The 21,762-nt window shown below is 49.1% G+C and carries 15 protein-coding genes and 2 tRNA genes; 1 reads left to right on the forward strand and 16 read right to left on the reverse strand.

Annotated elements, in window-relative coordinates:
• Positions 1 to 99 precede the first annotated feature (99 nt).
• The 16 genes from IEW26_RS02960 to pyrR form a co-directional block, all read right to left on the reverse strand.
• Positions 100 to 522, reverse strand: coding sequence for a hypothetical protein (locus IEW26_RS02960; RefSeq protein ID WP_145404057.1), 423 nt, complete (start codon positions 520 to 522; stop codon positions 100 to 102).
• Between the two features lie 289 nt (positions 523 to 811).
• A tRNA-Ile gene (locus IEW26_RS02965) sits at positions 812 to 885 on the reverse strand.
• A 59-nt stretch (positions 886 to 944) separates the two neighbouring features.
• A tRNA-Met gene (locus tag IEW26_RS02970) sits at positions 945 to 1,018 on the reverse strand.
• A 69-nt stretch (positions 1,019 to 1,087) separates the two neighbouring features.
• The gene (locus IEW26_RS02975; protein ID WP_167434093.1) at positions 1,088 to 1,252 is read right to left on the reverse strand and encodes a hypothetical protein; all 165 of its coding nucleotides are present in this window, start codon (positions 1,250 to 1,252) and stop codon (positions 1,088 to 1,090) included.
• Positions 1,253 to 1,419: 167 nt separating this feature from the next.
• Entirely contained in the window at positions 1,420 to 2,871 is a 1,452-nt protein-coding gene (locus tag IEW26_RS02980; RefSeq protein WP_111272229.1) for an ABC transporter substrate-binding protein, read from the reverse strand.
• Positions 2,872 to 2,893: 22 nt separating this feature from the next.
• Complete coding sequence (locus IEW26_RS02985) at positions 2,894 to 3,757, reverse strand: ABC transporter ATP-binding protein (protein ID WP_110898476.1); 864 nt, start codon at positions 3,755 to 3,757, stop codon at positions 2,894 to 2,896.
• Between the two features lie 2 nt (positions 3,758 to 3,759).
• Entirely contained in the window at positions 3,760 to 6,684 is a 2,925-nt protein-coding gene (locus IEW26_RS02990; RefSeq protein WP_188591211.1) for an ABC transporter permease, read from the reverse strand.
• Complete coding sequence (locus IEW26_RS02995) at positions 6,684 to 7,796, reverse strand: efflux RND transporter periplasmic adaptor subunit (protein WP_188591212.1); 1,113 nt, start codon at positions 7,794 to 7,796, stop codon at positions 6,684 to 6,686. Before IEW26_RS02995 ends, IEW26_RS02990 begins: the two co-directional genes overlap by 1 nt.
• Positions 7,759 to 8,703, reverse strand: coding sequence for an ABC transporter ATP-binding protein (locus IEW26_RS03000; protein WP_229729626.1), 945 nt, complete (start codon positions 8,701 to 8,703; stop codon positions 7,759 to 7,761). Before IEW26_RS03000 ends, IEW26_RS02995 begins: the two co-directional genes overlap by 38 nt.
• 273 nt (positions 8,704 to 8,976) lie before the next feature.
• The gene (pyrE, locus tag IEW26_RS03005) at positions 8,977 to 9,618 is read right to left on the reverse strand and encodes an orotate phosphoribosyltransferase (protein ID WP_188591213.1); all 642 of its coding nucleotides are present in this window, start codon (positions 9,616 to 9,618) and stop codon (positions 8,977 to 8,979) included.
• Positions 9,615 to 10,355 (reverse strand): orotidine-5'-phosphate decarboxylase, encoded by a 741-nt coding sequence (pyrF, locus tag IEW26_RS03010; RefSeq protein ID WP_308423438.1) that lies wholly within the window; start codon positions 10,353 to 10,355, stop codon positions 9,615 to 9,617. Before pyrF ends, pyrE begins: the two co-directional genes overlap by 4 nt.
• Before the next feature lie 105 nt (positions 10,356 to 10,460).
• Positions 10,461 to 13,676, reverse strand: a complete 3,216-nt coding sequence (gene carB, locus IEW26_RS03015; RefSeq protein WP_111272224.1) for a carbamoyl-phosphate synthase large subunit — start codon at positions 13,674 to 13,676, stop codon at positions 10,461 to 10,463.
• Between the two features lies 1 nt (position 13,677).
• Positions 13,678 to 14,820 carry a glutamine-hydrolyzing carbamoyl-phosphate synthase small subunit gene (gene carA, locus IEW26_RS03020; RefSeq protein ID WP_111272223.1) on the reverse strand — a complete coding sequence of 381 codons (1,143 nt, stop codon included), beginning with the start codon at positions 14,818 to 14,820 and terminating at the stop codon, positions 13,678 to 13,680.
• A gap of 395 nt (positions 14,821 to 15,215) precedes the next feature.
• Positions 15,216 to 16,520: a dihydroorotase gene (gene pyrC / locus IEW26_RS03025; protein WP_188591214.1), complete on the reverse strand. Its 1,305-nt coding sequence runs from the start codon at positions 16,518 to 16,520 to the stop codon at positions 15,216 to 15,218.
• Between the two features lie 126 nt (positions 16,521 to 16,646).
• Positions 16,647 to 17,558 (reverse strand): aspartate carbamoyltransferase catalytic subunit, encoded by a 912-nt coding sequence (locus IEW26_RS03030; RefSeq protein ID WP_373288429.1) that lies wholly within the window; start codon positions 17,556 to 17,558, stop codon positions 16,647 to 16,649.
• Positions 17,558 to 18,121, reverse strand: a complete 564-nt coding sequence (pyrR, locus tag IEW26_RS03035) for a bifunctional pyr operon transcriptional regulator/uracil phosphoribosyltransferase PyrR (RefSeq protein WP_145404067.1) — start codon at positions 18,119 to 18,121, stop codon at positions 17,558 to 17,560. The genes IEW26_RS03030 and pyrR overlap by 1 nt, the downstream gene beginning before the upstream one ends.
• A gap of 674 nt (positions 18,122 to 18,795) precedes the next feature.
• Between pyrR and IEW26_RS03040 the strand changes: the two genes are divergently transcribed.
• A complete protein-coding gene (locus tag IEW26_RS03040; protein WP_188591215.1) occupies positions 18,796 to 21,471 on the forward strand; it encodes a YhgE/Pip domain-containing protein in 2,676 nt (891 codons plus the stop codon).
• Positions 21,472 to 21,762: the final 291 nt, after the last annotated feature.

Here is a 21,762-nt window from a genome sequence, read left to right on the forward strand (position 1 = left end):
ATTGCCCCGGAAGAAGGACTGCATTCATGATTTCTAAAGCACAAAAAAAGTCTGCTTAATAGATAAGCAGACTCAAATCTCTTAATAGCCAATTCCATCTTAGTCAGAGTACAGGGACCCTTCAAAGTTCTCAGGGCCAACACGGATTGTACCCAGCAAGTTAGAGCTGATAAAAGCAGTATACGTCAGCTGAGGTGTAATTGGCGGGTCAAAGTCACTGGCCGAGAATGTAATTACTTGCGGTGCCAATACACTCAAGCTGAATGTAGACGTAGCCGAATAGATGACCGGATCGGTTGACAGCGTTCCTCTTACAACAGTAATCGTAATGCCTACAAGAGCTAATGGCAGCTGTACTGTTACGGTTCCTGTAAACTGAACACGCGGGTTAGCACCGATATTATCGGTGATCAGACCAATCTGACCAAACAATTGCGGGGTGTTAATCACAAGAATCGGAATTGCAATGGAGTTCGCCAAGCTCGCATTCTGCGACGTTCTTGCGTCAATAAATTGACTCATGAAATCTACCTCCTATGTGTTGGGATAAGATAGTATATGTGAGAATTGTATTCTGGCATGGACATACATACCCTTAGTTAAAAAAAGTCAGATGACTATAAAAGTTAAGCCATTCATTTACACGTAAACGGAGAGGTCAGAAAAAACCTGGGCATAACAGCAATAGGAAGGTTATTCTGTCATTGGAGTAGATAGTTTAAACTTGAAATGCACAAGATCCCTCTATAACCTATGAAATTTCCACTATGAAAACAGAAAAAAACCCTTGCAACGCAAGGGTTTTGAAATATGGGCCCTACAGGACTCGAACCTGTGACCAATCGGTTATGAGCCGACCGCTCTAACCAACTGAGCTAAGGGCCCTAGACAAAATAATATATAACAGTGCAGATGATGGCTGTGAATCATCCAGTAAAGCTATATTGCGGGGGCAGGATTTGAACCTGCGGCCTTCGGGTTATGAGCCCGACGAGCTACCGGGCTGCTCCACCCCGCGTCGTTAAGAATAATAAACAGCGACTTAATTAATATACACCATTAATACATTATTAGTCAAGGGGTAATCTCAGGGAATAAATCGCACACCGTAACGGCCTTTGCGTGAACGGTATACTTCGACTTCTTCGGGCTCGTTATGACCATAAATCCAGCCATCCTGCTCCAGTCTTTTTGCCAGGCAGCCTGCCTGAAATTTAGTTGTGTACAGCTTGCCAAAATATACCCATCTCATGCTGCTCGTCCTTTCCAATGGCATCATATATTGCTGTTAATTGTAGAATGCCCCTTTTTCGTAAAAATAGCCGCCAGAGATTAATAAATCTCCGGCGGCTGTTTAGTAATAAAGATTTCACGCTACATTATATGTTTACCCCGGATATAAACGAGAGCAAACATAACTTATTGGAAGGACGCTTTAGGGTCCTTCTTCAACTTTTCAAGCATTTCGTTGCCTTTCGCTGCCCATTCTGCCAGTGCTTCTTTTGGCGTCTTTTTGTTTTCTAAAACCTGATTAAAGTATTCCATACCTTTGTCGCTTACCTGCCATAAGTTAGGCATCTTTTGATACAGCTTGTCGAGGTTGGTATTGGTTGGCGGTACCGGCTTCAATGTGTAGAATGCCTGAATATTATAGTCCAGACCATCTTTCGGCTTGATAAAGCTCTTCCGGGATACCATCTCGTAGCTGCTGCGTGCCTTGATCTTCGCCCAATCCTCACTGTTCATATACTTGATCAGTTCCCAGGCATCATCCGGATTCTGAGCCGAGCTATTGATCGCCATCAAATTACTCAAGTAGATGTTGCCGCCAATTTCAGGCGCTTCCGGATGAACCGGTGGTGTTACGACGTCCCATTCCACTTTGGTGAAATCCTTCATTTTATCTGCATTTTTGTTTGCATCAATCAGTTGATTAATATAGCTGTAATCGCCGATCGCCATCGCCGTCTTGCCACTCAGGAACAAGTCGCCCTGCATAGGATTGTAGCGCCCTTCTGTCTGTTGATCCTGCTGCTCGTCACCTTTCGGAATGACTTTATCAAGCGCCAGCTTACTGATCGTGCTCCATACCTTCTCCCACTGCGGAGAGTCCACCGTCATCTTTTCTGCTTTATCGTCAAATATCTTCAACTGCAGCGAGTTGTAGTATTGTGCCATGGAGTAATACGAAGAACCGCCTTGATAGGTGGAAAATGCCAATCCGAAGACATGATCCTTTCCTTCCCCTTTTGTAAGGCGTCTGGCCAGATTAAAGATATCATCCCACGTCATATTATCCGTTGGCGGTTCAACACCTGCTTTTTCAAACAGCCCTTTGTTGTAATACAGCGCCGAGGAAGAGAATGTAGGTGTCAATGCATAGATGTTCTGGTCACCCAGATCCTTGATTCCCTCAAGCACACTTGGCACAATATCGCTGGTGTCAAACTTGTCTTCCTGCATCAACGGATCAAGCTGTTTAACCATATTTTCCTGAATTAATGATTTTACTGTAGAGGTATCAGCAATGACAACATCAACCGGATTATCTCCAGTCATAATTTTTTTCAAACTCTCCAGCGTATCCGGGACTTCTTGCTGCTCTTCCGAATTTCCATAGCCATACATGCTGCCCTGATCGACAGCCGGTACGATTTCGACTGTAACATTGCCATGTGTAAGCTCAAAAGCATCCGTGAATTGCTGACGGAAATAGCTGTCATCCTGTCCTCCCCACAGTGTAGCTACACGCAGCACACGCTGCTCGTTATCTTTACTCTCACTGGCTGTACATCCCGCAATTAAAGGCAATGCCAACGTTGCCGTTGCCATAATAGCCAGCACACGTTTTCCCCACAACCTGTTCTTCATCTCACAATTTCCCCCTCATTTATTATCTTGGCGGTGTAATGACAATCCGTTCACCATCAAACTCCAACGTTGCCCGGCTGTCAATCGACAAAGCTTCCAGATACTCTTTAGGCACCTGAAGCCGCCCTGCGCGATCAATAATGACAAAGGCTTCATGAACGTCAGGTGCCCCTGCCTCAGACAGGCCTTGTTCATCGTCAAGATTCGGATTCCGCTTCACAAATTCGGTGCTTGTCAGGCCGTCCCGAATTGCAACAATGCGGTCCACTTTGCCCGCCAGTGTCAAATCATGGGTAACGATAACAATCGTTACCCCCAGTTCCTTGTTCATTTTGCGGAAAATATTCATGATCGTATCACATGTCTCGGAATCCACCGAGCCTGTCGGTTCGTCTGCCAGTAGAATTTTGGGCCGATTAGACAAGGAGATGGCAATGGCTACACGCTGCTGCTCCCCTCCTGACAACTGATGCAGCTTGTTATGCATCCGATCCTTCAGACCAACCCATTCCAGCAGCTGCATCGCATACGCACGATCACGCTTGCCTCCCAGAATCATCGGTGTCTCTACATTCTCCAGCGCTGTGAGATAGGGCAGCAGGTTACGCCCATTGTTCTGCCAGATGAATCCGACCGTGTGACGTTTATACTCGACCAGTTGAGCATCCGTCATTTTGAGCAGGTCCCAGTCACCTACAACGGCTGTGCCGGCAGTAGGACGATCCAGACCGCCCAGAATGTTAAGCAGAGTTGATTTGCCGCTGCCGCTGTTGCCGATAATCGCCATCATCTCTCCTTGATTGACAGTCAAGTTAAGGCCTTGAAGGGCAACGACTTCCACATCGCTGGATTTAAAAATTTTGACAAGTCCCTCGCATTGGATCACGTTTACCTCTCCTCTCCCATTTTGACCGCCTGATGCACTCTCAGCCTGCGAATCTGCCAGAGTAGCATGGACGCTCCAATAATCAGCATGACCACGGTTACGCCGTAGAGCTGAAGCATATCCTGCTGTTCAAAGACGATGCGGAATGGCGGTACCTGTGCGGACACATTATCTGTCGTTTGCAGGAATGGCAGGAAGAGCCTGCTGGAAACCTGACCAATACCGATTCCCAGCAGGATCGAAAGACCCGCCGTGAACACCTGCTCCAGCAGCAACATGCCGCTAAGCTGTGCCCTCGACAGCCCCATGGCCCGCAGCACACCGAACTGCACCACACGTCCCGAAAGGTTAAAGAACCAGTAGAGCACATACCCGATTAACGAGATAATTACAGACACCAGGAAGCCCAGACTCAGGATACCGAACACTCCCCCCCTTGAAGGATGTTTCCCCTGAGTAACCAGTTCTGTTCGCACATCACGAACAGATGACAGCTCAATCCCCTCTGCCGCAAGCTTCTCCATTAATGGAGCCACTTTGGCGTCCGGTTTCATTTTCAACCATACCTCATAAGGCATTAAAGGCACCTGATCATATATATAATCCAGATTGGCCACGAAGAACGGCATCTGATCCGGGTATTGTGAAGGCCAGTATGGAATGATACCAAACACAACAAATTCGATCGCTTGACCTTGAATCCCCATAGAAACCATATCTCCGGTTTTAAGCTTGAATTTGTCTGCAAATTTCGAAGAGATGAGCACAGCCCCCTCATACTTTCCGAGTAAATCCAGATACTTGTACGGATGGGCAGGGAACAGATCGTTTCGGAACCAGGCTACCTTGGCAAAATCAACATTATCAATACCGACTAACATCCCCTGACCGCCAGATTTACCCGAAACAATGATATTCCCCTTCGTTTGCAGTACACGCGCGGCATACTCTACGCCTTGCAGCTTGCGAAACACTTCAAATGGAGGCTCGGAGTAAATAATTTTGGTTGGTTGTGATGAACCACCACCGGCACCGCCGCCCGGCGCTCCGCCACCACCATTTCCTCCTCCGGCACCGCCATTAGCTCCGCCACCACTTCCGCCTCCGCCTTGCTGACCGCCACCTGATCCTCCGCCCTGTCCTGAACCTCCAGGCTTAATCTCCGGCGTTCCTTCCCATACCGTTTGCATAATAACATCCGAACCGTAACGGTACAGTGTACGCTCTGTCGAATTCAAATCAATGGTGCGGGCCGCGGCCGAGTTATACACCCCAAGACCGAGTGTCAGCACCAGCAGAATCATCAGCGGGTAGTAGGATGAAGAGGAACGGGACAACTGTGTCAATGTCAGATACAACGGGACTGGAAGCAGCTTGCGTCCGATGAATTGAATCAGCTTCAGAATCCAAGGGAACAAACGCAGGAAAAACAATCCCAGTGCAAAGATGGCAAGCGCAGGTACGAAGAACAGAAACGGCTGTACCTGTAACTGATCTGTGGTCATGCCTGTCTGGAACGTCAGCATCTGACGTTCATAGAACAGATAATAGCCGTATCCCGCCAATCCCAGCAGTCCGACATCGAGGAACCAGCGCTGCCACAGCGGCGCACGGTCTGTGCGAGCCTGACGCCGCTTCGCGGATACAATCGTCGCCCGTGCGTAAGTGATTGCTGGAATCAGAGATGCAATGATGGCAACAAGTACAGCTGCCACTCCAAGCAGCACTGCCTCCTTGGATACACCGATCGGAATGGATTTCCGATCGACAAAAGAGAGGAAGCCGCTTGCAGAACCAATGCTTTTTGCCATGAACCACCCGAGAAACGGTCCAACCACCAGCGCTATGGCACCCAGAAAGATGCCTTCCAACAGATACAGCGAGAAGATTTGACGAGCTGAGGCTCCGCGGCTGCGAAGCACCGCAATGTCACTCTCCTGCTTCTGCAGCGATTGTCTTGCATTCATTGCGATAAAATAAAAGACCATTGCAATCATCGGCGCAGCCAAGGTAAACAGCATCGTCTGCAGCTGCAGACTCTGACTGCGGAACTGCTTGAGCAGATCACCGAACGTAATATCCACTTTGGTATCCTTCAACCGTTGATACAGATCAATATCCAGCCTTTCCAGCATCGAGCTGAGACCAGACAGCTGGCTGGTTTGAACGTCTTTCAGGTCAAAGGCATAATACCAACGCGAGTTTTGAAGCGGAACGCCCTTCTCCTTGAGTAATACGTCATTAAAAACCGTATCATTCACATAAAGCCCGTTCATCATGCCATCGAACCCTTGTACCCAGTAAGGACTGTTTACATCGTCCGCTTTGAATGAACCTGTAATTTTGATACGAAGTGTGATGTCAAGACCACTGTATATCGGATACTCCAGAATATCGCCAACATGAAGATCATTCCGGTACATTCCTTCTTCCAGCATCACGGCCTCGATAATGTCGTCCTTGACCTGATTTCCGGGTTTTACACCGGCAGAGTAATTCACCTGTGCATCCAGTCCGCTCATCGTTGCCAGTGTCATGCTCCGTACCCGGCTTGCATCCACTTTGGTTGGGTCTTCAGGACTGACCTCGGTACTGCGAATGGATCTTGTATTCACATACGTACGGAATGGAAAGCCAATGTCACGGGCAACATCCTCGCGAATATAGCGATCGACCTCATCCAGGCCTCTTAAATCTGTCTTTGCACCCCCAGGTGCCTGATAGCTCATCAGCAATGATCCTGCTGGCAAACCCTCACTGTTATCCTGCAGTGTCTGCGCGACAACCCGTTTCAGTGCACCATCGGCATACATCGGAATACTGACGGTGAACGCTACCGCCACAATCAAGCCGATTAGTGTACTGAAGGTCATCCAGCGTGTGTTCCACATTTTGCGGAACAGCAGCCGAAGCAATGGCAGCCCCATTAGCGTCCCACAACCTTCTGACCTACTGTCAGACCTTTCAGAATCTCGACATCGGTCGATGTCTGCTGTCCAACCTCAACGTCCACCTCGCGCTTGCTTCCGTCACTCTCAATGACCTGTACATAGGTTCTGGAGCCGATGGAGCGCAGAGCGGATACAGGAATGACAATTGCGTTCTCGGTACGCTGTGTTACGATGGAAACCGTTAAAGGCGTGCCGCGTTCCACACCTTTCGGCATTTTTGCCAGAGTAACAATGACATACTGATCAAGTGATTCCTTTGGAGGAGGTGATCCTCCCTGGCCTGATCCGTTGCCGTTATTGTTGTTGTTTGAAGCATCAGCGGTAGGCATCACTTTGATTTTGCCTGCCACCTTGCCAGCACCATTAATATCCACTTCGGCCTTCATACCTGCCGTGAATTTCTCCAGATCCTCCTTCGCAAACGTAGCCGCAACAACAAGATTGGACGTATCCGCAATCGTTGCGATGGGATCATAGGCTTTGACCGCAGCCCCCTTCTCAACTTGAACCGCAATAATTGTTCCGCCAAATGGAGCCGTTAATGTGGACTGACCAAGCTGTTCCTCCAGATCGACAAGCTCCTGACGAAGCTCTTCAAAAGCAATGGTTGCTTCCTCGAACTCCACCGGGTCCATCTCGTCTTTTTTGCGTAGTGTTTCCTTCATCTGTACTTCGGACTTGCGAATCTGAAGCCGCTTGCCTCGAATTTCCTTCTCCACACTGGCGACATCAAGTACAGCGAGCACCTGCCCTTTCTTTACTTTGTCCCCCGGTTTAACATTCAGCTCTTTAACATGCATGCCATCCAGTGTAAAATATACCTTCTCTTCGCGCTGACTCATCATCTTGCCGCTTCCGCTAACCTTTTTCTCCAGCGTCTCCGTGCGAACCTCATATTCCGGTTTCTTGGAGATCGTTGGCGGTGTGATCGGTGGAAGCACCTCTTCCTCCGATTCGGATGGCAGCAATGAGCAGCCTGACATCGTTGCAGCGAGTATTGCACCAAGTACAATAAGAGCTGCGCGTTTCCCCCTCTTCGGAGCGGCACCTTTACTTGAGAAATCTGCCGTCCGCCATTTCATAAACATGGTCCGCAACCTCCAAAATTGTAGGATCGTGTGTAGTCATACATATCGTTACTTGCTCTACTTCAATGATATTGCGGAACACCGTCATTACCTGTGCGCCCATCTTGGAATCGAGCTCAGCCGTTGGTTCATCCGCAAGCAGCAGCCTTGGCCGGTGTGCAATCGCTTTTGCGATAGCTACCCGCTGCTGCTCCCCTCCGGACATTTCAAAAGGACGGTGCTTCACCCGTTTGGTCAAACCGACCAGATCGAGGCAGTGACCTACTCTTTCCTTCCATTCCGAGCGCGGCACATCCGCCATGCGAAGCGACAGCTCTACATTTTCCCAAGCCGATAACAAGGGCATAAGCGCATACGCCTGAAAAATAAACCCGATTTCCTTGCGCCGCAAAGCCGTTCGCCGCTGGTCTCCCCAATCCTGCAAGGGCTGTCCGGCAAATAAAATCTCCCCGCTGGAGGGCTGGTCAAGCCCGCCAAGCATATTGAGCAGCGTCGTTTTACCCGAACCCGATCGTCCTTTGAGCATAACAAGCTGCTGCGGCTTCACTTCCATATCAATGCCTTTGAGCACATGAATGATACGACTGCCCGTCTGAAAGCTGCGATGAACGTTGCGAACCTCCAGAACAGGACCATCATACGGAGGAAGCAGCTCCTTCTTTGGCTTTTTTGCAGCCTTCTGAGGTGGTTCCTCGACAGCAGCAGCTGCCGTCTCCTCCACCGCAGCTTGCCCATCCGATGAAACCTCGGCGACGACAGAAGGCTCAGGTTGTATTATGTATGAAGATGCTTCCGCTGCTGCTCCCTCCTCCGGCTTAGGCTGCTCCAGTTGATGTTCATCGCCCGATTGGCTCTTGGCAGGTCTTTTTTTTGAGAATAACTTTTTCATGCCGGCAATCACGCTCATCCTCTCTTGTCATCCTGCGCATTTCCTTCATGCGCCCTAAAACTAGAAATCTGTTCCATACTACACTGAATTATAAACGACTGCTCTCTACTAAAAGTTACAAGCTTTTTACAACGTCAGCGTGAAAAAGTTAATATTTTGATGAACATAACAAAAAAGCATCCCAACATGCGGGATGCCACTTGAATATTCAATCCTTTTACCGTCATTACGGCAATCATTACAATTTTGATACCGTTTGCCAGACGGCAGCTTGTTGTTCGCCCAATGATATTATTTCCCAAATGAAGAAGGATTTTCGCGCCATGATCGAAGAAGAGCAAAGTCACTTTCCTGAATCGTCCCCTCTGCGAGTGCAACCTCCATCAGCGCTGTATAGTTAGACAGGGTTTGCAGCGGAATGCCCGCTTCCTCAAACGCTTTTACCCCTTTATCCAGCTGATAACTGAAAATGGCCAGCACAGCCAGTGGTTCAGCTCCTGCCGCACGAACGGCTTCAGCCGCTTTAATCGAACTTCCTCCAGTTGAAATCAAATCCTCGATCACAACTACTTTCTGCCCTTCGCTGATCAAGCCTTCAATCAGGTTTTCCTTGCCATGACCTTTTGCTTTATCACGAATATAGGCCATAGGCAGGTTCAGCTTCTGAGCGACCCATGCTGCGTGCGGAATACCAGCGGTTGCAGTACCTGCGATCACTTCTGCATCCGGGTACTGATCCCGAATGATAGCCGCAAATGCTTCGGCAATGTCGTTACGGATCTCTGGATAAGACATCGTCAGGCGATTATCACAATAGATCGGTGATTTGATGCCGGACGTCCATGTGAATGGCTGCTGCGGACGCAGCGCCACTGCTTTGATTTTTAACAGCTGTGAAGCGATATGGTTTGGAATTTGACTTAGTTCGATCATGCGTTCAACATCTCCTTCAAAATAGTTTCTGCTGCTTCACGCGGGTCGGATGCGCCCGTAATGGGTCTTCCAACAACAATGTAATGACTGCCTCTGCTGATGGCTTCACCTGGTGTCAGGACACGTGTCTGGTCGCCAAGACCACTGCCCGCCGGACGAATGCCGGGGGTTACCGTGCGAAAATCACCGCCACATGCTGCCCGGATCGCTGGCACTTCGAGCGGAGAAGCCACCACACCATCCAGTCCGGCCTCCTGAGCCAGTCCGGCATAACGAACGACCGTTTGCTCTACACTCCCAGGGATACCAATCTCGTTATTCATTGTCTCTGCACTGGTGCTGGTCAGCTGTGTTACCGCGATAATCTCGGGTTTCTTCAGAGAAGGATTAGCGGCAAGCGCCGCTTCTGCGCCTTCACACGCCGCACGCATCATGCTGGCTCCGCCCGCTGCGTGCACATTAAACATATCCACCCCAAGACGAGTAATGCTCTCGGCTCCGCCACGCACCGTGTTGGGAATATCATGCATTTTCACATCGAGAAACACGGAGTATCCTTTCGCTTTCAGCTGCCGAATGAAGTCTGGCCCCGCTGCATAGAACAGCTGCATACCAACCTTGAGATAACAAGGGATGCCTTCAAGGGCCTGTACCAGCTTCTGAGCCTCTTCCACTCCCGGATAATCCAGTGCAACCATCAGACGTCCGGCCATCTCATTGAAATTCGGGTGATTCATAACCCAGCGCCCCTTCCGCGTGCTTATTTTTCCGTTTTTGCCCGATATAAAGGACATCCCGCCAGCCCGCAGGCTGACTGATGTCCTTCATCAAGTGACTATTTGTTATACAAAGGCTGGCATAGCCTCCGAGGAGAAGTTGATCGTTTGCAGCATAATCAGCAGCGCGCGAATCGTATCCAGGGAAGTCATACATACCACACCATTCTCTACCGCTTCACGACGAATCCGGAATCCGTCACGCTGCGGTGTTTTACCCTTAGTCAGGGTGTTGAACACAAAGTTCGCTTCACCGCTGCGGATCATATCGAGAATGTTAGGGGAGCCTTCGCTCAATTTGTTCACAACCGTTACCGGAATGTTCGCTGCTTGAAGCGCAGCGGCTGTTCCGCCAGTTGCCATAATTTTGTAACCAAGTCTGTAGAAACCTTCAAGCAAAGGCACAGCTTCGTCCTTGTCTTTATCCGCTACCGTTACCACAATTGCTCCAGTAGCCGGAATTTTCATTCCTGCTCCGATCAAACCTTTGAACAAAGCTTTGGCATAGTTCGGATCACGTCCCATAACCTCACCAGTAGACTTCATCTCAGGTCCAAGCGTAGGCTCAACGCGGCGCAGCTTCGCGAAGGAGAACACTGGAACTTTAACCGATACATGATCTGTTTCAGGCCACAGTCCATCGACATAACCAAGGTCCTTCAGTTTCACACCGAGGATCGCTTGTGTTGCCAGGTTCGCCATCGGAATGTTGGTTACTTTGCTCAGGAAAGGCACGGTCCGGGAAGAACGTGGGTTCACCTCGATCACATAAACCTGACCCTCATGGATAACAAACTGGATGTTCACCAGTCCGACCGTTTTCAATTCCTTCGCAATTTTGATGGTGATTTCTACAATTTTCTCTTTCAGATCAGCAGACAGGTGCTGCGGAGGATATACCGCGATAGAGTCGCCAGAGTGTACCCCTGCGCGTTCGATATGCTCCATAATACCCGGCACCAGTACCGTTTCTCCGTCACAGATGGCGTCTACCTCAACCTCTTTACCCAGCATGTAACGGTCGATCAGAACCGGATGCTCCGGATTGATTTTTACCGCCTGTTCCATGTAAGTCAAGAGTTCTGCATCGGAGTATACAATCTCCATTGCGCGACCACCCAGGACATACGAAGGACGAACAAGTACAGGATATCCGAGCGCTTGAGCTGTTTCCACCGCATCGTCTACGGAAGTTACTGTTTTGCCTTTTGGCTGTGCAATCTCAAGGCGAGAGAGCAGACGCTCGAACTTTTTGCGGTCCTCTGCTTCATCAATGCTTTCCAAGTCTGTTCCGAGAATCGTCACGCCTGCGTTGCGCAGCGGTGCCGCCAGGTTGATCGCCGTTTGGCCACCAAACTGCACGATAACTCCTACTGGCTGCTCTTGCTCGATAACGTTCATGACATCCTCGAAGAACAGTGGTTCGAAGTACAGACGATCCGATGTGTTGAAGTCTGTCGATACCGTCTCCGGGTTGTTGTTGATAATAACTGCCTCATATCCGGCTTTCTGCAAAGCCCATACCGCATGTACGGTGGAGTAGTCAAACTCGATCCCTTGACCGATGCGGATTGGACCGGAGCCAAGAACAACAACCTTTTTCTTGTCGGAAGGCAGAACTTCGTTTTCTGTCTCGTATGTCGAGTAGTAATAAGGCGTTGTTGCTTCGAACTCGGCCGCGCATGTATCTACCATTTTGTATACCGGGCGCAGGTTCTCTTCGTTACGACGTGCTCTGACTTCTGCCTCTGTTGTCAGCGTACCGCCAGGCTGCCCTTCAGCGCGTAACTCAGCGATAGCACGGTCCGTAAAGCCAAGGCGTTTCGCTTGATAGAGCGTTTCGGAAGTCAATTCGGATTCTGCGCGAACGCGATCTTCGAACTTAATGAGCCCTTCAATTTTATCCAGGAACCACCAGTCGATCTTCGTCAGATCCTGAAGCTGCTGCAATGTATATCCTCTGCGGAACGCTTCTGCCACCAGGAACATGCGCTCATCGTCCGCTTTAACAAGTCTTTCATTCAGTGTTTCTTCATCCAGTGTTTCTGCCCCTTTGAGGTAGAGACGGTGTACACCGATCTCCAGGGAACGAACCGCTTTATGAATGGATTCTTCAAAGGTACGTCCAATCGCCATGACTTCGCCTGTCGCTTTCATCTGTGTACCCAGCTTGCGGTTCGCTGTTGTAAACTTATCGAACGGCCAGCGCGGGATTTTACTTACGATATAGTCCAGCGTTGGCTCAAAGCAAGCGTACGTCTGACCTGTAACCGGGTTAACGATCTCATCCAGCGTATATCCCATGGCAATTTTGGCAGCCATCTTCGCAATCGGGTATCCTGTTGCTTTGGAAGCCAAAGCGGAGGAACGGCTTACCCGTGGATTAACCTCGATTACATAGTATTGGAAGCTGTGCGGATCAAGCGCAAACTGCACGTTACATCCACCCTCGATGTTCAGGGCACGGATGATTTTCAGGGACGCTGAGCGCAGCATTTGGTATTCGCGGTCAGACAACGTTTGGCTTGGTGCCACAACGATACTGTCCCCTGTATGAACACCTACCGGGTCAAAGTTTTCCATGTTGCAGACAACGATACAGTTATCGTTCTTGTCACGCATAACCTCGTACTCGACTTCTTTCATCCCGGCAATGCTCTTCTCGACCAGACACTGACCGATCGGGCTGTAACGAAGTCCGGCTGCTACGGTTTCACGAAGCTCTTCTTCGTTCGCACAGATACCGCCCCCTGTTCCACCAAGCGTGTAGGCAGGACGAACGATGATTGGATAACCGATCTCACCTGCAAATTGCAGGGACTCTTCCAGGGTTGTCACGATAACACTTTCAGGTACCGGCTGTTCCAGTTCACGCATCAGATCACGGAACAGATCGCGGTCTTCCGCTTTTTCGATGGATGTGAGCTGTGTTCCGAGCAATTTCACATTTTCACGTTCAAGTACGCCTGCACGCGCCAGCTCTACCGCCATGTTCAGCCCCGTTTGACCACCGAGTGTTGGCAGCAAGCCATCTGGACGCTCCTGACGAATAATCTGAGTTACAAAATCGAGTGTAATTGGCTCAATGTAAACTTTGTCTGCCATATTTGTATCTGTCATGATTGTCGCAGGGTTGCTGTTGATGAGTACAACTTCCACGCCTTCTTCTTTCAGAGCCTGGCAAGCTTGCGTACCGGCATAGTCAAACTCGGCCGCCTGACCGATGACAATTGGACCGGAACCAATCACCAGGATTTTTTTGAGATCTTTGTTAATCGGCATGTTATTGCGCTCCTTTCACTGCGGCTGCCAATACGGCTTGACGCGGCTTTTGCGGGTTAGTGATCTTGTGCTGACGAATCATCTCGATGAAACGGTCAAAAAGGTAGCTGTTATCATACGGTCCTGGCGCTGCTTCCGGGTGGTACTGCACGGAGAAGGCAGGATATGTTTTATGTTTCAGACCTTCAATGGTCTTGTCATTATTGTTGATGTGTGTAACTTCAAGATCTGTGCTCTTCACAGACTCTTCGTTTACTGTGTAGCCATGGTTCTGGGATGTGATGAAGCAGCGTCCGCTCTCCAGCTCTTTAACCGGGTGGTTACCACCGCGATGTCCGAACTTGAGTTTTTCCGTGTCCGCACCTGCTGCCAAAGCGAACAGCTGGTGACCAAGGCAGATGCCGAAGATCGGGTATTCGCCCAGCAATTCACTGATCATGTTTACCGCATGAGGAACGTCTTTCGGGTCCCCAGGGCCATTGGACAGTTGAATGCCATCCGGATTCAGTCTGCGAATCTCGTCAGCCGTTACGTCATGAGGTACGACAACAACGTCACAGTTACGTTTGCTCAATTCACGCAAAATCCCTGTTTTTGCACCGTAGTCAACTAGAACGATTCGTTCTGCTGTACCCGGGCTGTTGTACACATGCTCTGTAGATGTCATAGGCACCTGGTTACGCAATTGCTCAATCGTAGTGTCCCCCATCATCTCCAGCAGTTCTTCGACAGGCTTCGATCCTGTTGTGAGAATTCCCTTCATTGTACCGTGGTGACGAATCCGGCGAGTCAACATACGTGTATCAATCTCGCTGATGCCTACGATGCCGTATTCTTTCAGCAGATTATCCACGCTGTATTCCGCACGCCAGTTGCTTGGTGTTGGCTCATGGCGTCTTACGACAAAGCCATGCACATAAGGACGAATGGACTCAAAGTCATCCCGAGTAATACCGTAGTTACCAATCAGCGGGTATGTCATCGTCACGATCTGTCCGCAGTATGAAGGGTCTGAAAGCACCTCTTGATAGCCTGTAATTCCCGTATTAAAAACGACCTCACCTGTCGTTTCACCTTCCGCACCAAATGCTTTACCGGTGAACAGTGTGCCGTCTTCCAACAATAATCTTGCCTGTCCCTGCATCCCATCTCACTCCCTCTGTGTTTATCAAAGTTGAATACTTGGAGTTGAACATAAGCGATGTTACGTAGGTTGATGCTTCGTGGTCAGAAAACCCTGCGATCGCTGTTATCCCCGGATTACTCTCTTTCCATTTTTCAAATGGGGTAATCCGGTGATAAAGGCGAGCGCTTCGCTTCTTCGGGTCTTTTCTGCCCACTCCGCAGTTACGTTCGAGTCTATGTTCAAAAGCAGGATTCAACTTTTCTTTGTTGCGTATATTTTGTCTCAAGGCTTGACTTGCCTTGAGTTTGTTCATAAAAAGTTATTACTGATCAAGCTTTTAATTCGTTAAAAAATATATGTTATAAGTGCAATTGTATCTTTTTAACGATGTATTACGTCATCATACTGCTGTTTTATTGCTGTAACGTGTTATTCCATACGCTTTTGCCATCCACCCATGTTTGTACCGGCCAGCCTTTCAGCTTCCAGCCTGTGAATGGTGTGTTTCTTCCCTTGGTCGCAAACGTTGCCGGGTCAACCGCTTTCTCTTCACCCAGATCAATCATGGTCAGATCGGCAGGTGCTCCCGCTTCCAGTTTACCCGTATCCAGTCTGAATACACGAGCAGGATCAGTCGTCATGCGTTTCACCAGGAAATCCAGTGTCCATAATCCCGTTTCAACAAACTTGGTGTAAAGCAGTGGGAAGGCTGTTTCGAATCCAACGATACCGAATGGTGCGAGCTCCATGCCTTTTGCCTTCTCTTCTTCACTGTGCGGTGCATGGTCGGTCACGATCATATCAAGTGTTCCGTCCAGCAAACCTTCGATACAAGCCTGCACATCACGTGGCGAGCGCAGTGGCGGGTTCATTTTCCAATTCGCATCCATACCTGGAATATCTTCATCCGACAGCACCAGGTGATGAGGACAAACCTCTGCCGTCACCTTGATACCGATGGATTTCGCCAGACGGATCAAACGAACCGATTGCTCTGTGCTGACGTGGCACACATGGTAGTGTACACCTGTTGCTTCAGCCAGCAGAATGTCGCGGCCTACATGAATCGCTTCGGATTCATTTGGAATACCTTTGATCCCGTGACGCTTGGAGAATTCACCTTCAGTCACATATCCGCCAACAACCAGTGAATCATCCTCGCAGTGAGCAATGACCGGCATATCCATGCTGGCTGCCAGACTCATGGCATCCTTCATCATCTGTGCATTCTGTACACCTACTCCGTCGTCCGTGAACCCAATCGCGCCTGCGGCTTTCAAGGCAGCAAAGTCGGTCAGCTCGCGTCCGAGCTCGTTTTTGGTTATTGCCGCATAAGGCAGTACTTTAACGAGATCCGCTTCCTTCGCTTTGTTCAGCACCAGTTCTACAACCTCTGGGGTGTCGGTTACAGGTCTTGTGTTTGGCATGCAGGCAATCGTTGTAAAACCACCCTGTGCAGCGGAGCGTGCGCCTGTTTCAATCGTCTCTTTGTGTTCGAATCCAGGCTCGCGTAGATGCACATGCATATCGATCAATCCAGGAATGACCAGTTTTCCTGAAGCATCTGTTACATTTTGCGCTGACTTCTCGGCGTTCCGTACGATTTCACTTTCCGGGTCAGCGATCGTTTTAATTTTACCTTCTTCTATAAGAATGGTTTTCCGTTCAAGCTCCCCTTCTTGATTCAAGACGTTTGCGTTTTTAATCACCTGTACCATAATTGACCTCCGCTTCAGTTCTGTCCAGCAGATTGAATCCGCTGAATGAATGGTTTATCGTCTACTCTGCTTGTTATTCTGCAAAAAACATCATCTCGCCAGCCTATGACTTTCGTTTAGACCCTGTTACAGCTTCATCGCACGTTCCATAACCGCCATGCGGATCGGAACTCCGTTAGCCATCTGCGGGAAAATTCGTGAAGCTTCGCTCTCCACAACCGCATCATCCACCTCGACGTTACGGTTTACCGGAGCAGGGTGCATAATAATCGTGCTTGGCTTCAGGCGGGATGCCCGTTCTTCCGTCAATCCGTAGTGTTCACGATAATCCTCAGCTGAAGTGATCAGTCCATGCTGGTGACGTTCAAGTTGAACCCGGAGCATCATGACTACATCAGCATCCAGCGCTTCCTCAAGAGCCACATAAGGTGCGTGCGGTGCAAGCTCGGGAGCTTGCATCGTTGGCGGTGCACAGAAGCGCACATCTGCACCAAACTTTTGCAATGCCCACAGATTGGAGCGCGCGACCCGGCTGTGCAAAATATCTCCGATGATCGACACTCGCAAGCCTTTCAGTTCACCGAAGGTCTTCCGCATCGTATAGAGATCAAGCAGTGCCTGTGTTGGATGCTCATTGTTCCCGTCTCCCGCATTCACAAGTGGCACGTTCACTTTCTGGGCCAGCTGCTGCAGCACACCAGCCGGTTTCAGCCGGATAACCCCTGCATCAATGCCCATTGATTCCAGTGTGCGAACCGTATCGTAGATCGATTCTCCCTTTTCCACACTGGATGCGGCTGCCGTAAAGTTCAGTACTTGAGCTCCCAAGCGTTTCTCGGCCATCTCGAAGGAGAAGCGGGTACGCGTGCTGTTCTCAAAGAACATGTTGGCTACAAAGCGAGATTCCAGAATCGGAACCAGCTTTTCTTGCTGGGCTTCCCAGTGGGCTGCACGATTCAGAATGGATTCAATCTCTTCACGGCTAATGTCCTTAAGTCCAAGCAAGCTTCGGTCTTTCAACGCTGTCTGTGTAATCATCATGCCTGCTCCCCCCGGTTCTGAATGATTTTGACTTCGTCCTGTCCATCCGTTTCCATCAGCGCAACCTCGATCTCTTCTGATTTGGAGGTCGGTACGTTTTTACCGATAAAATCAGGTCTGATCGGAAGCTCCCGGTGTCCGCGGTCTGCGAGTACAGCCAGCTGTATGTTCTGGGGTCTCCCGCAGTCCATCAGCGCATCCATCGCGGCCCGAATCGTACGTCCGGTGTACAGCACATCATCGAACAAGATCACTTTCTTGTTGTGGATGGAAAGGGATTCAGGTGTCATAATCAACAGTTCCCTGCGGTTCGCCTGATTGTTATCCAGACGGTCATCGCGATAAGGGGTTACATCCAGTTCGCCCCATGGAACTTTGGCGCCTTCAATCTCTTCAATCTTGGCGGCGATTCGTTCGGCCAGGTACACTCCGCGTGTGCGGATTCCAACCAGTACGCAATCGTCGATGCCTTTGTTCTTCTCCAGTATTTCGTGGGCAATCCTTGTCAGTGCTCGGCGGATCGCCGTTTCATCCATAATGACATGTGTTTCTGTGCTCATGCGTTCAGCCTCCTCAGGATGTTCCTTCGAAATCATGGCCCCGTGACGAGGAGAACAAAAAAGACTCCTTGCCGTGTTTATTGGCAAGGAGTCTCCAAACTTCAGACGTCGCTGAAGAACGTTTACTCTCGGGATGCATCTCTTATCTGCCGCAGCAAATAAACGATGTATCATTCACGTTACCTTGCCAGTCTCACGGGACTGATTTAAAGGTGCTATTCATGTCGTGCATATGAGGAACCTCACAGAGTTCTATCTCATTATGCCCGTTTGTCTTCATGAATTATGACAGAAAGACAACTCTCTGTCAACACCTCACCATCTCAGGTGCATATCCTCTGCTTTATCTATGATTAGAATCAGCATTTGGGCCGAAAAACATCCATGTCACATCACATGTCATTCGTCGTTTATAATTATACAACAAACCTGCATATTTATCCATAGACAATTACAGCAAGCCGCTTATCCAATTTTCACCTGTGCAAACCAGTCGTTATTTTAGATGTAATAACATGAATCAGTCCACTGTAAATTGGGGAAAGTTTATACACAGCACCATTTAATAAAAGCTTTCTTTTTCCGATATACATATAGCTTGGGAGCAGACGACGGAAGGATGACCAGCCTTCCTATGCTCAAACTCCCGCACTGTTATAAGAAGGAGGACATCAATGCGTCACATATGGCATATTTACAAGACAGACTGGATGCATATTTTGAAAGTACCGACAGGCATATTTTTGATTGCTGCAATTATTCTTCTACCTGGTGTGTATGATTGGGTAAATGTGGAATCCGTCTGGGACCCGTACAGCAATACACAAGGCATCAAAATAGCTGTTACCAGTGAAGATCAAGGTGCAACCGTCACGGGAACTTCGGTCAATATAGGTGAGGAGCTCATTCGAAGTTTAAAGCAAAACAAAAAGCTGGGATGGACCTTCGTTGATAAGGAAGAGGCAAGCCGCGGAGTTCAAACAGGGGAGTATTACGCCAGCTTGCTGATTCCTGCTGATTTTTCGTCCAAAATAACTGGCATTGTGGAAGGCAAGCTGGACAGGCCGGAAGTAATCTATACCGTTAATGAAAAGGTAAACGCCATCGCGCCCAAAATAACAGGTTCCGGTGTGTCAGCGATTACCAAACAAATTAACGAGAATTTCACCGAAGCCGTCAGTGAAGCAGTGCTCACCAAGCTGAAGGAAGCCGGGATCGAGGTCAATGCCCAGCTTCCAACGCTGCGTAAAATGGAACACGGCATCTTTATGCTGGAGAAAAATCTTCCTGCCATTCAGGCGGCTGGTCAAAAGGTATTGGAAGTGGATCAGGCCATGCCCGAGATTGTGACACAAGCACAAAAAATCGTAGAGCTGGAGAAGCGCTTGCCTGAAATTAATGAAGCGGCCGGATACGTACTGAAGGTACAGCAATACTGGCCGCAGATTAAAGCAGCCGCTGCCGAAGTCGTGGCTCTGGAGGCCCGCATTCCTGACATTCAGCAGGCGGTTGCCCGCATTCAGGAAGTGGATGCCAACTTCGGACAAGTATCTGGCGTAATACAGACTGCGTTGGATAAAACCGACAAAGCACTGGCAATAGTATCTGCTGCCGAGCAGGATCTTGATAAAATATCCGACATCGCTGCAAGTGGAGCGCAGCTGACCGAGGGCCTGGATCGCTTCGTTGATGTCACTCAGGAGGCGTTCCAGACAATTACACCAACGATCAGGCAAAACCTGCTGCTGATCCAGCAAATTACCACTGCGGCTGGTGATGTATCTGCACAATTAAATGAAACCGATCTGAGCAAGCTTCCAAGCGCAGACGATATAGACCGTATTACATCACGTTTAGGCACTGCCTTGAAAATCGTGGACAGCATGGCTGCCCTGCTTGGGAAAATGGATGACTTACTTCCGTCTCATCCGCTATCTGCAAAGGTACAGCAATTGCAAACGATATCCGATCAGCTTCAGCAGCAGATACGGATTGCCGGCATCATCAGTAACGCACTGCGTAACAATACTACGCCCCCGGCAGACATTGTTGCCAGATTAAACGAGATTACAAGTAGTATAAGCAGCGGCATAGATCGGTTCATCAGCACCTATGACAGCGAAATCTCTCCTGCGCTCTCGGCAGGTACGGATCAATTAAAATCGATCCTCTCGGCTTCAGCAACTACACTGGAGGGAGTACAGGAGCGTCTTCCCGACATAGCAGACATTCTTGCAACGGCAAAGCAAGGGATTACGTTTGGGCAATCCGAGCTTGAGAAAATTCAGGGTGATCTGCCTCAGATTCAGGCTAAAATACATGAAATCTCGCAAGCTCTGGGTACAAAAAGCAAAGCCTTCATCCAGGCACTCCATACCGTGTCCTCTCTTGTTCAGCGTGACCTGCCCAAGCTTGAGGACAAGCTGAATGCAGCCGCCGACTTCGTTCGTAATGATTTGCCGCAGGCAGAGAAGCAGATTAGCAAGGCGTCCAGCTTTGTACAGCATCAGCTGCCTGAGGTGCAGAAGGGTGTTCATCGTGTAGCGGGCCTTGTACGTGATGACCTGCCTGCACTGGAAAATGCGATCCGCAAAGCTGCAGTCAAGCTGAGAGAAGTCGAAGGCAATAATCAGTTTGCCGAGCTTGCCAAGCTGCTGCGGGGGGATATCGAAAAGGAAAGTGCCTTTCTCGCAAGTCCTGTACAGATTAAAGAACAGCAGTTGTATCCTATCCCGAATTACGGCTCAGCCATGTCTCCCTTCTATGCTGTATTGTCTTTGTGGGTGGGCTCGACCCTCCTTATATCATTGCTGCGTGCGGAAGCGGAAAATCCGGAGGCACAATATCGCGGATATGAGCTGTACCTTGGTCGTCTCGCCACGTTTCTGACGATTGGACTTTTACAGGCGCTATGCGTCACGGCAGGAGATATGCTGATTCTCGGAACTTACGTGGCAGATAAATGGTGGTTCATTCTGTTTGCAATGCTCGTAAGTGCCGTCTTTGTAACCATCACATACACGCTGCTGTCCGTGTTCGGTAATATCGGCAAGGGCATTGCCATTATTTTTATGGTGTTTCAATTTTCCAGTTCGGGCGGCACCTTTCCGATCAGCATGACATCGCCCTTTTTCCAGGCGCTCAATCCGTTCATGCCGTTCACCTATGCGATCAGCCTGCTGCGAGAAGCGGTTGGCGGCATTCTATGGTCTACAGCCATTAAGGACATTCTGTGGTTATGTCTGTTCATTGCACTAAGTCTGGTTCTGGCTTTGCTGTTAAAACGTCCGTTAAGCAGTCTGACCAAACGATCTGCCGAAAATGCGAAAAAAACAAAAATCATCGCTTGATTGATTTTCACTTCACCGTCTATATAACTTGAACTAAAGATTTTACACAGTCCACTCCAATGACAGAATAACCTTCCAATCGCTGTTATCCCCGGATTTTTTAGATTCCCTTTTCCAAAGGGTAAAATCCGGGGATAAAGGCGAACGCTTCGCTTTTTCAGTTTTTTTCTGTCCTCTCCGTTAAAGTGTAAATATTAGTTGTAAATACTTTCCAATAAATTTACCATAAGCAAATAGGAAAAAATAGGGCTTCCTGAACATCATGTTCAGAGGCCCTTTTCTCATTTATTT

This window comes from Paenibacillus silvae (assembly GCF_014639235.1).
GTDB classification, from domain to species: domain Bacteria; phylum Bacillota; class Bacilli; order Paenibacillales; family Paenibacillaceae; genus Paenibacillus; species Paenibacillus silvae.

What these genes read in the sequence shown, in the direction of transcription:
- IEW26_RS02975 (WP_167434093.1), bottom strand. Translation starts at nt 1,252, where the DNA reads ATGAGATGGGTATATTTTGGCAAGCTGTACACAACTAAATTTCAGGCA.
- IEW26_RS02960 (WP_145404057.1), bottom strand. Translation starts at nt 522, where the DNA reads ATGAGTCAATTTATTGACGCAAGAACGTCGCAGAATGCGAGCTTGGCG.
- IEW26_RS03000 (WP_229729626.1), bottom strand. Translation starts at nt 8,703, where the DNA reads ATGAGCGTGATTGCCGGCATGAAAAAGTTATTCTCAAAAAAAAGACCT.
- IEW26_RS02995 (WP_188591212.1), bottom strand. Translation starts at nt 7,796, where the DNA reads ATGTTTATGAAATGGCGGACGGCAGATTTCTCAAGTAAAGGTGCCGCT.
- IEW26_RS03030 (WP_373288429.1), bottom strand. Translation starts at nt 17,558, where the DNA reads ATGATTACACAGACAGCGTTGAAAGACCGAAGCTTGCTTGGACTTAAG.
- carB (WP_111272224.1), bottom strand. Translation starts at nt 13,676, where the DNA reads ATGCCGATTAACAAAGATCTCAAAAAAATCCTGGTGATTGGTTCCGGT.
- pyrE (WP_188591213.1), bottom strand. Translation starts at nt 9,618, where the DNA reads ATGATCGAACTAAGTCAAATTCCAAACCATATCGCTTCACAGCTGTTA.
- pyrC (WP_188591214.1), bottom strand. Translation starts at nt 16,520, where the DNA reads ATGGTACAGGTGATTAAAAACGCAAACGTCTTGAATCAAGAAGGGGAG.
- IEW26_RS02980 (WP_111272229.1), bottom strand. Translation starts at nt 2,871, where the DNA reads ATGAAGAACAGGTTGTGGGGAAAACGTGTGCTGGCTATTATGGCAACG.
- pyrR (WP_145404067.1), bottom strand. Translation starts at nt 18,121, where the DNA reads ATGAGCACAGAAACACATGTCATTATGGATGAAACGGCGATCCGCCGA.
- IEW26_RS02990 (WP_188591211.1), bottom strand. Translation starts at nt 6,684, where the DNA reads ATGGGGCTGCCATTGCTTCGGCTGCTGTTCCGCAAAATGTGGAACACA.
- carA (WP_111272223.1), bottom strand. Translation starts at nt 14,820, where the DNA reads ATGCAGGGACAGGCAAGATTATTGTTGGAAGACGGCACACTGTTCACC.
- IEW26_RS03040 (WP_188591215.1), top strand. Translation starts at nt 18,796, where the DNA reads ATGCGTCACATATGGCATATTTACAAGACAGACTGGATGCATATTTTG.
- pyrF (WP_308423438.1), bottom strand. Translation starts at nt 10,355, where the DNA reads ATGAATCACCCGAATTTCAATGAGATGGCCGGACGTCTGATGGTTGCA.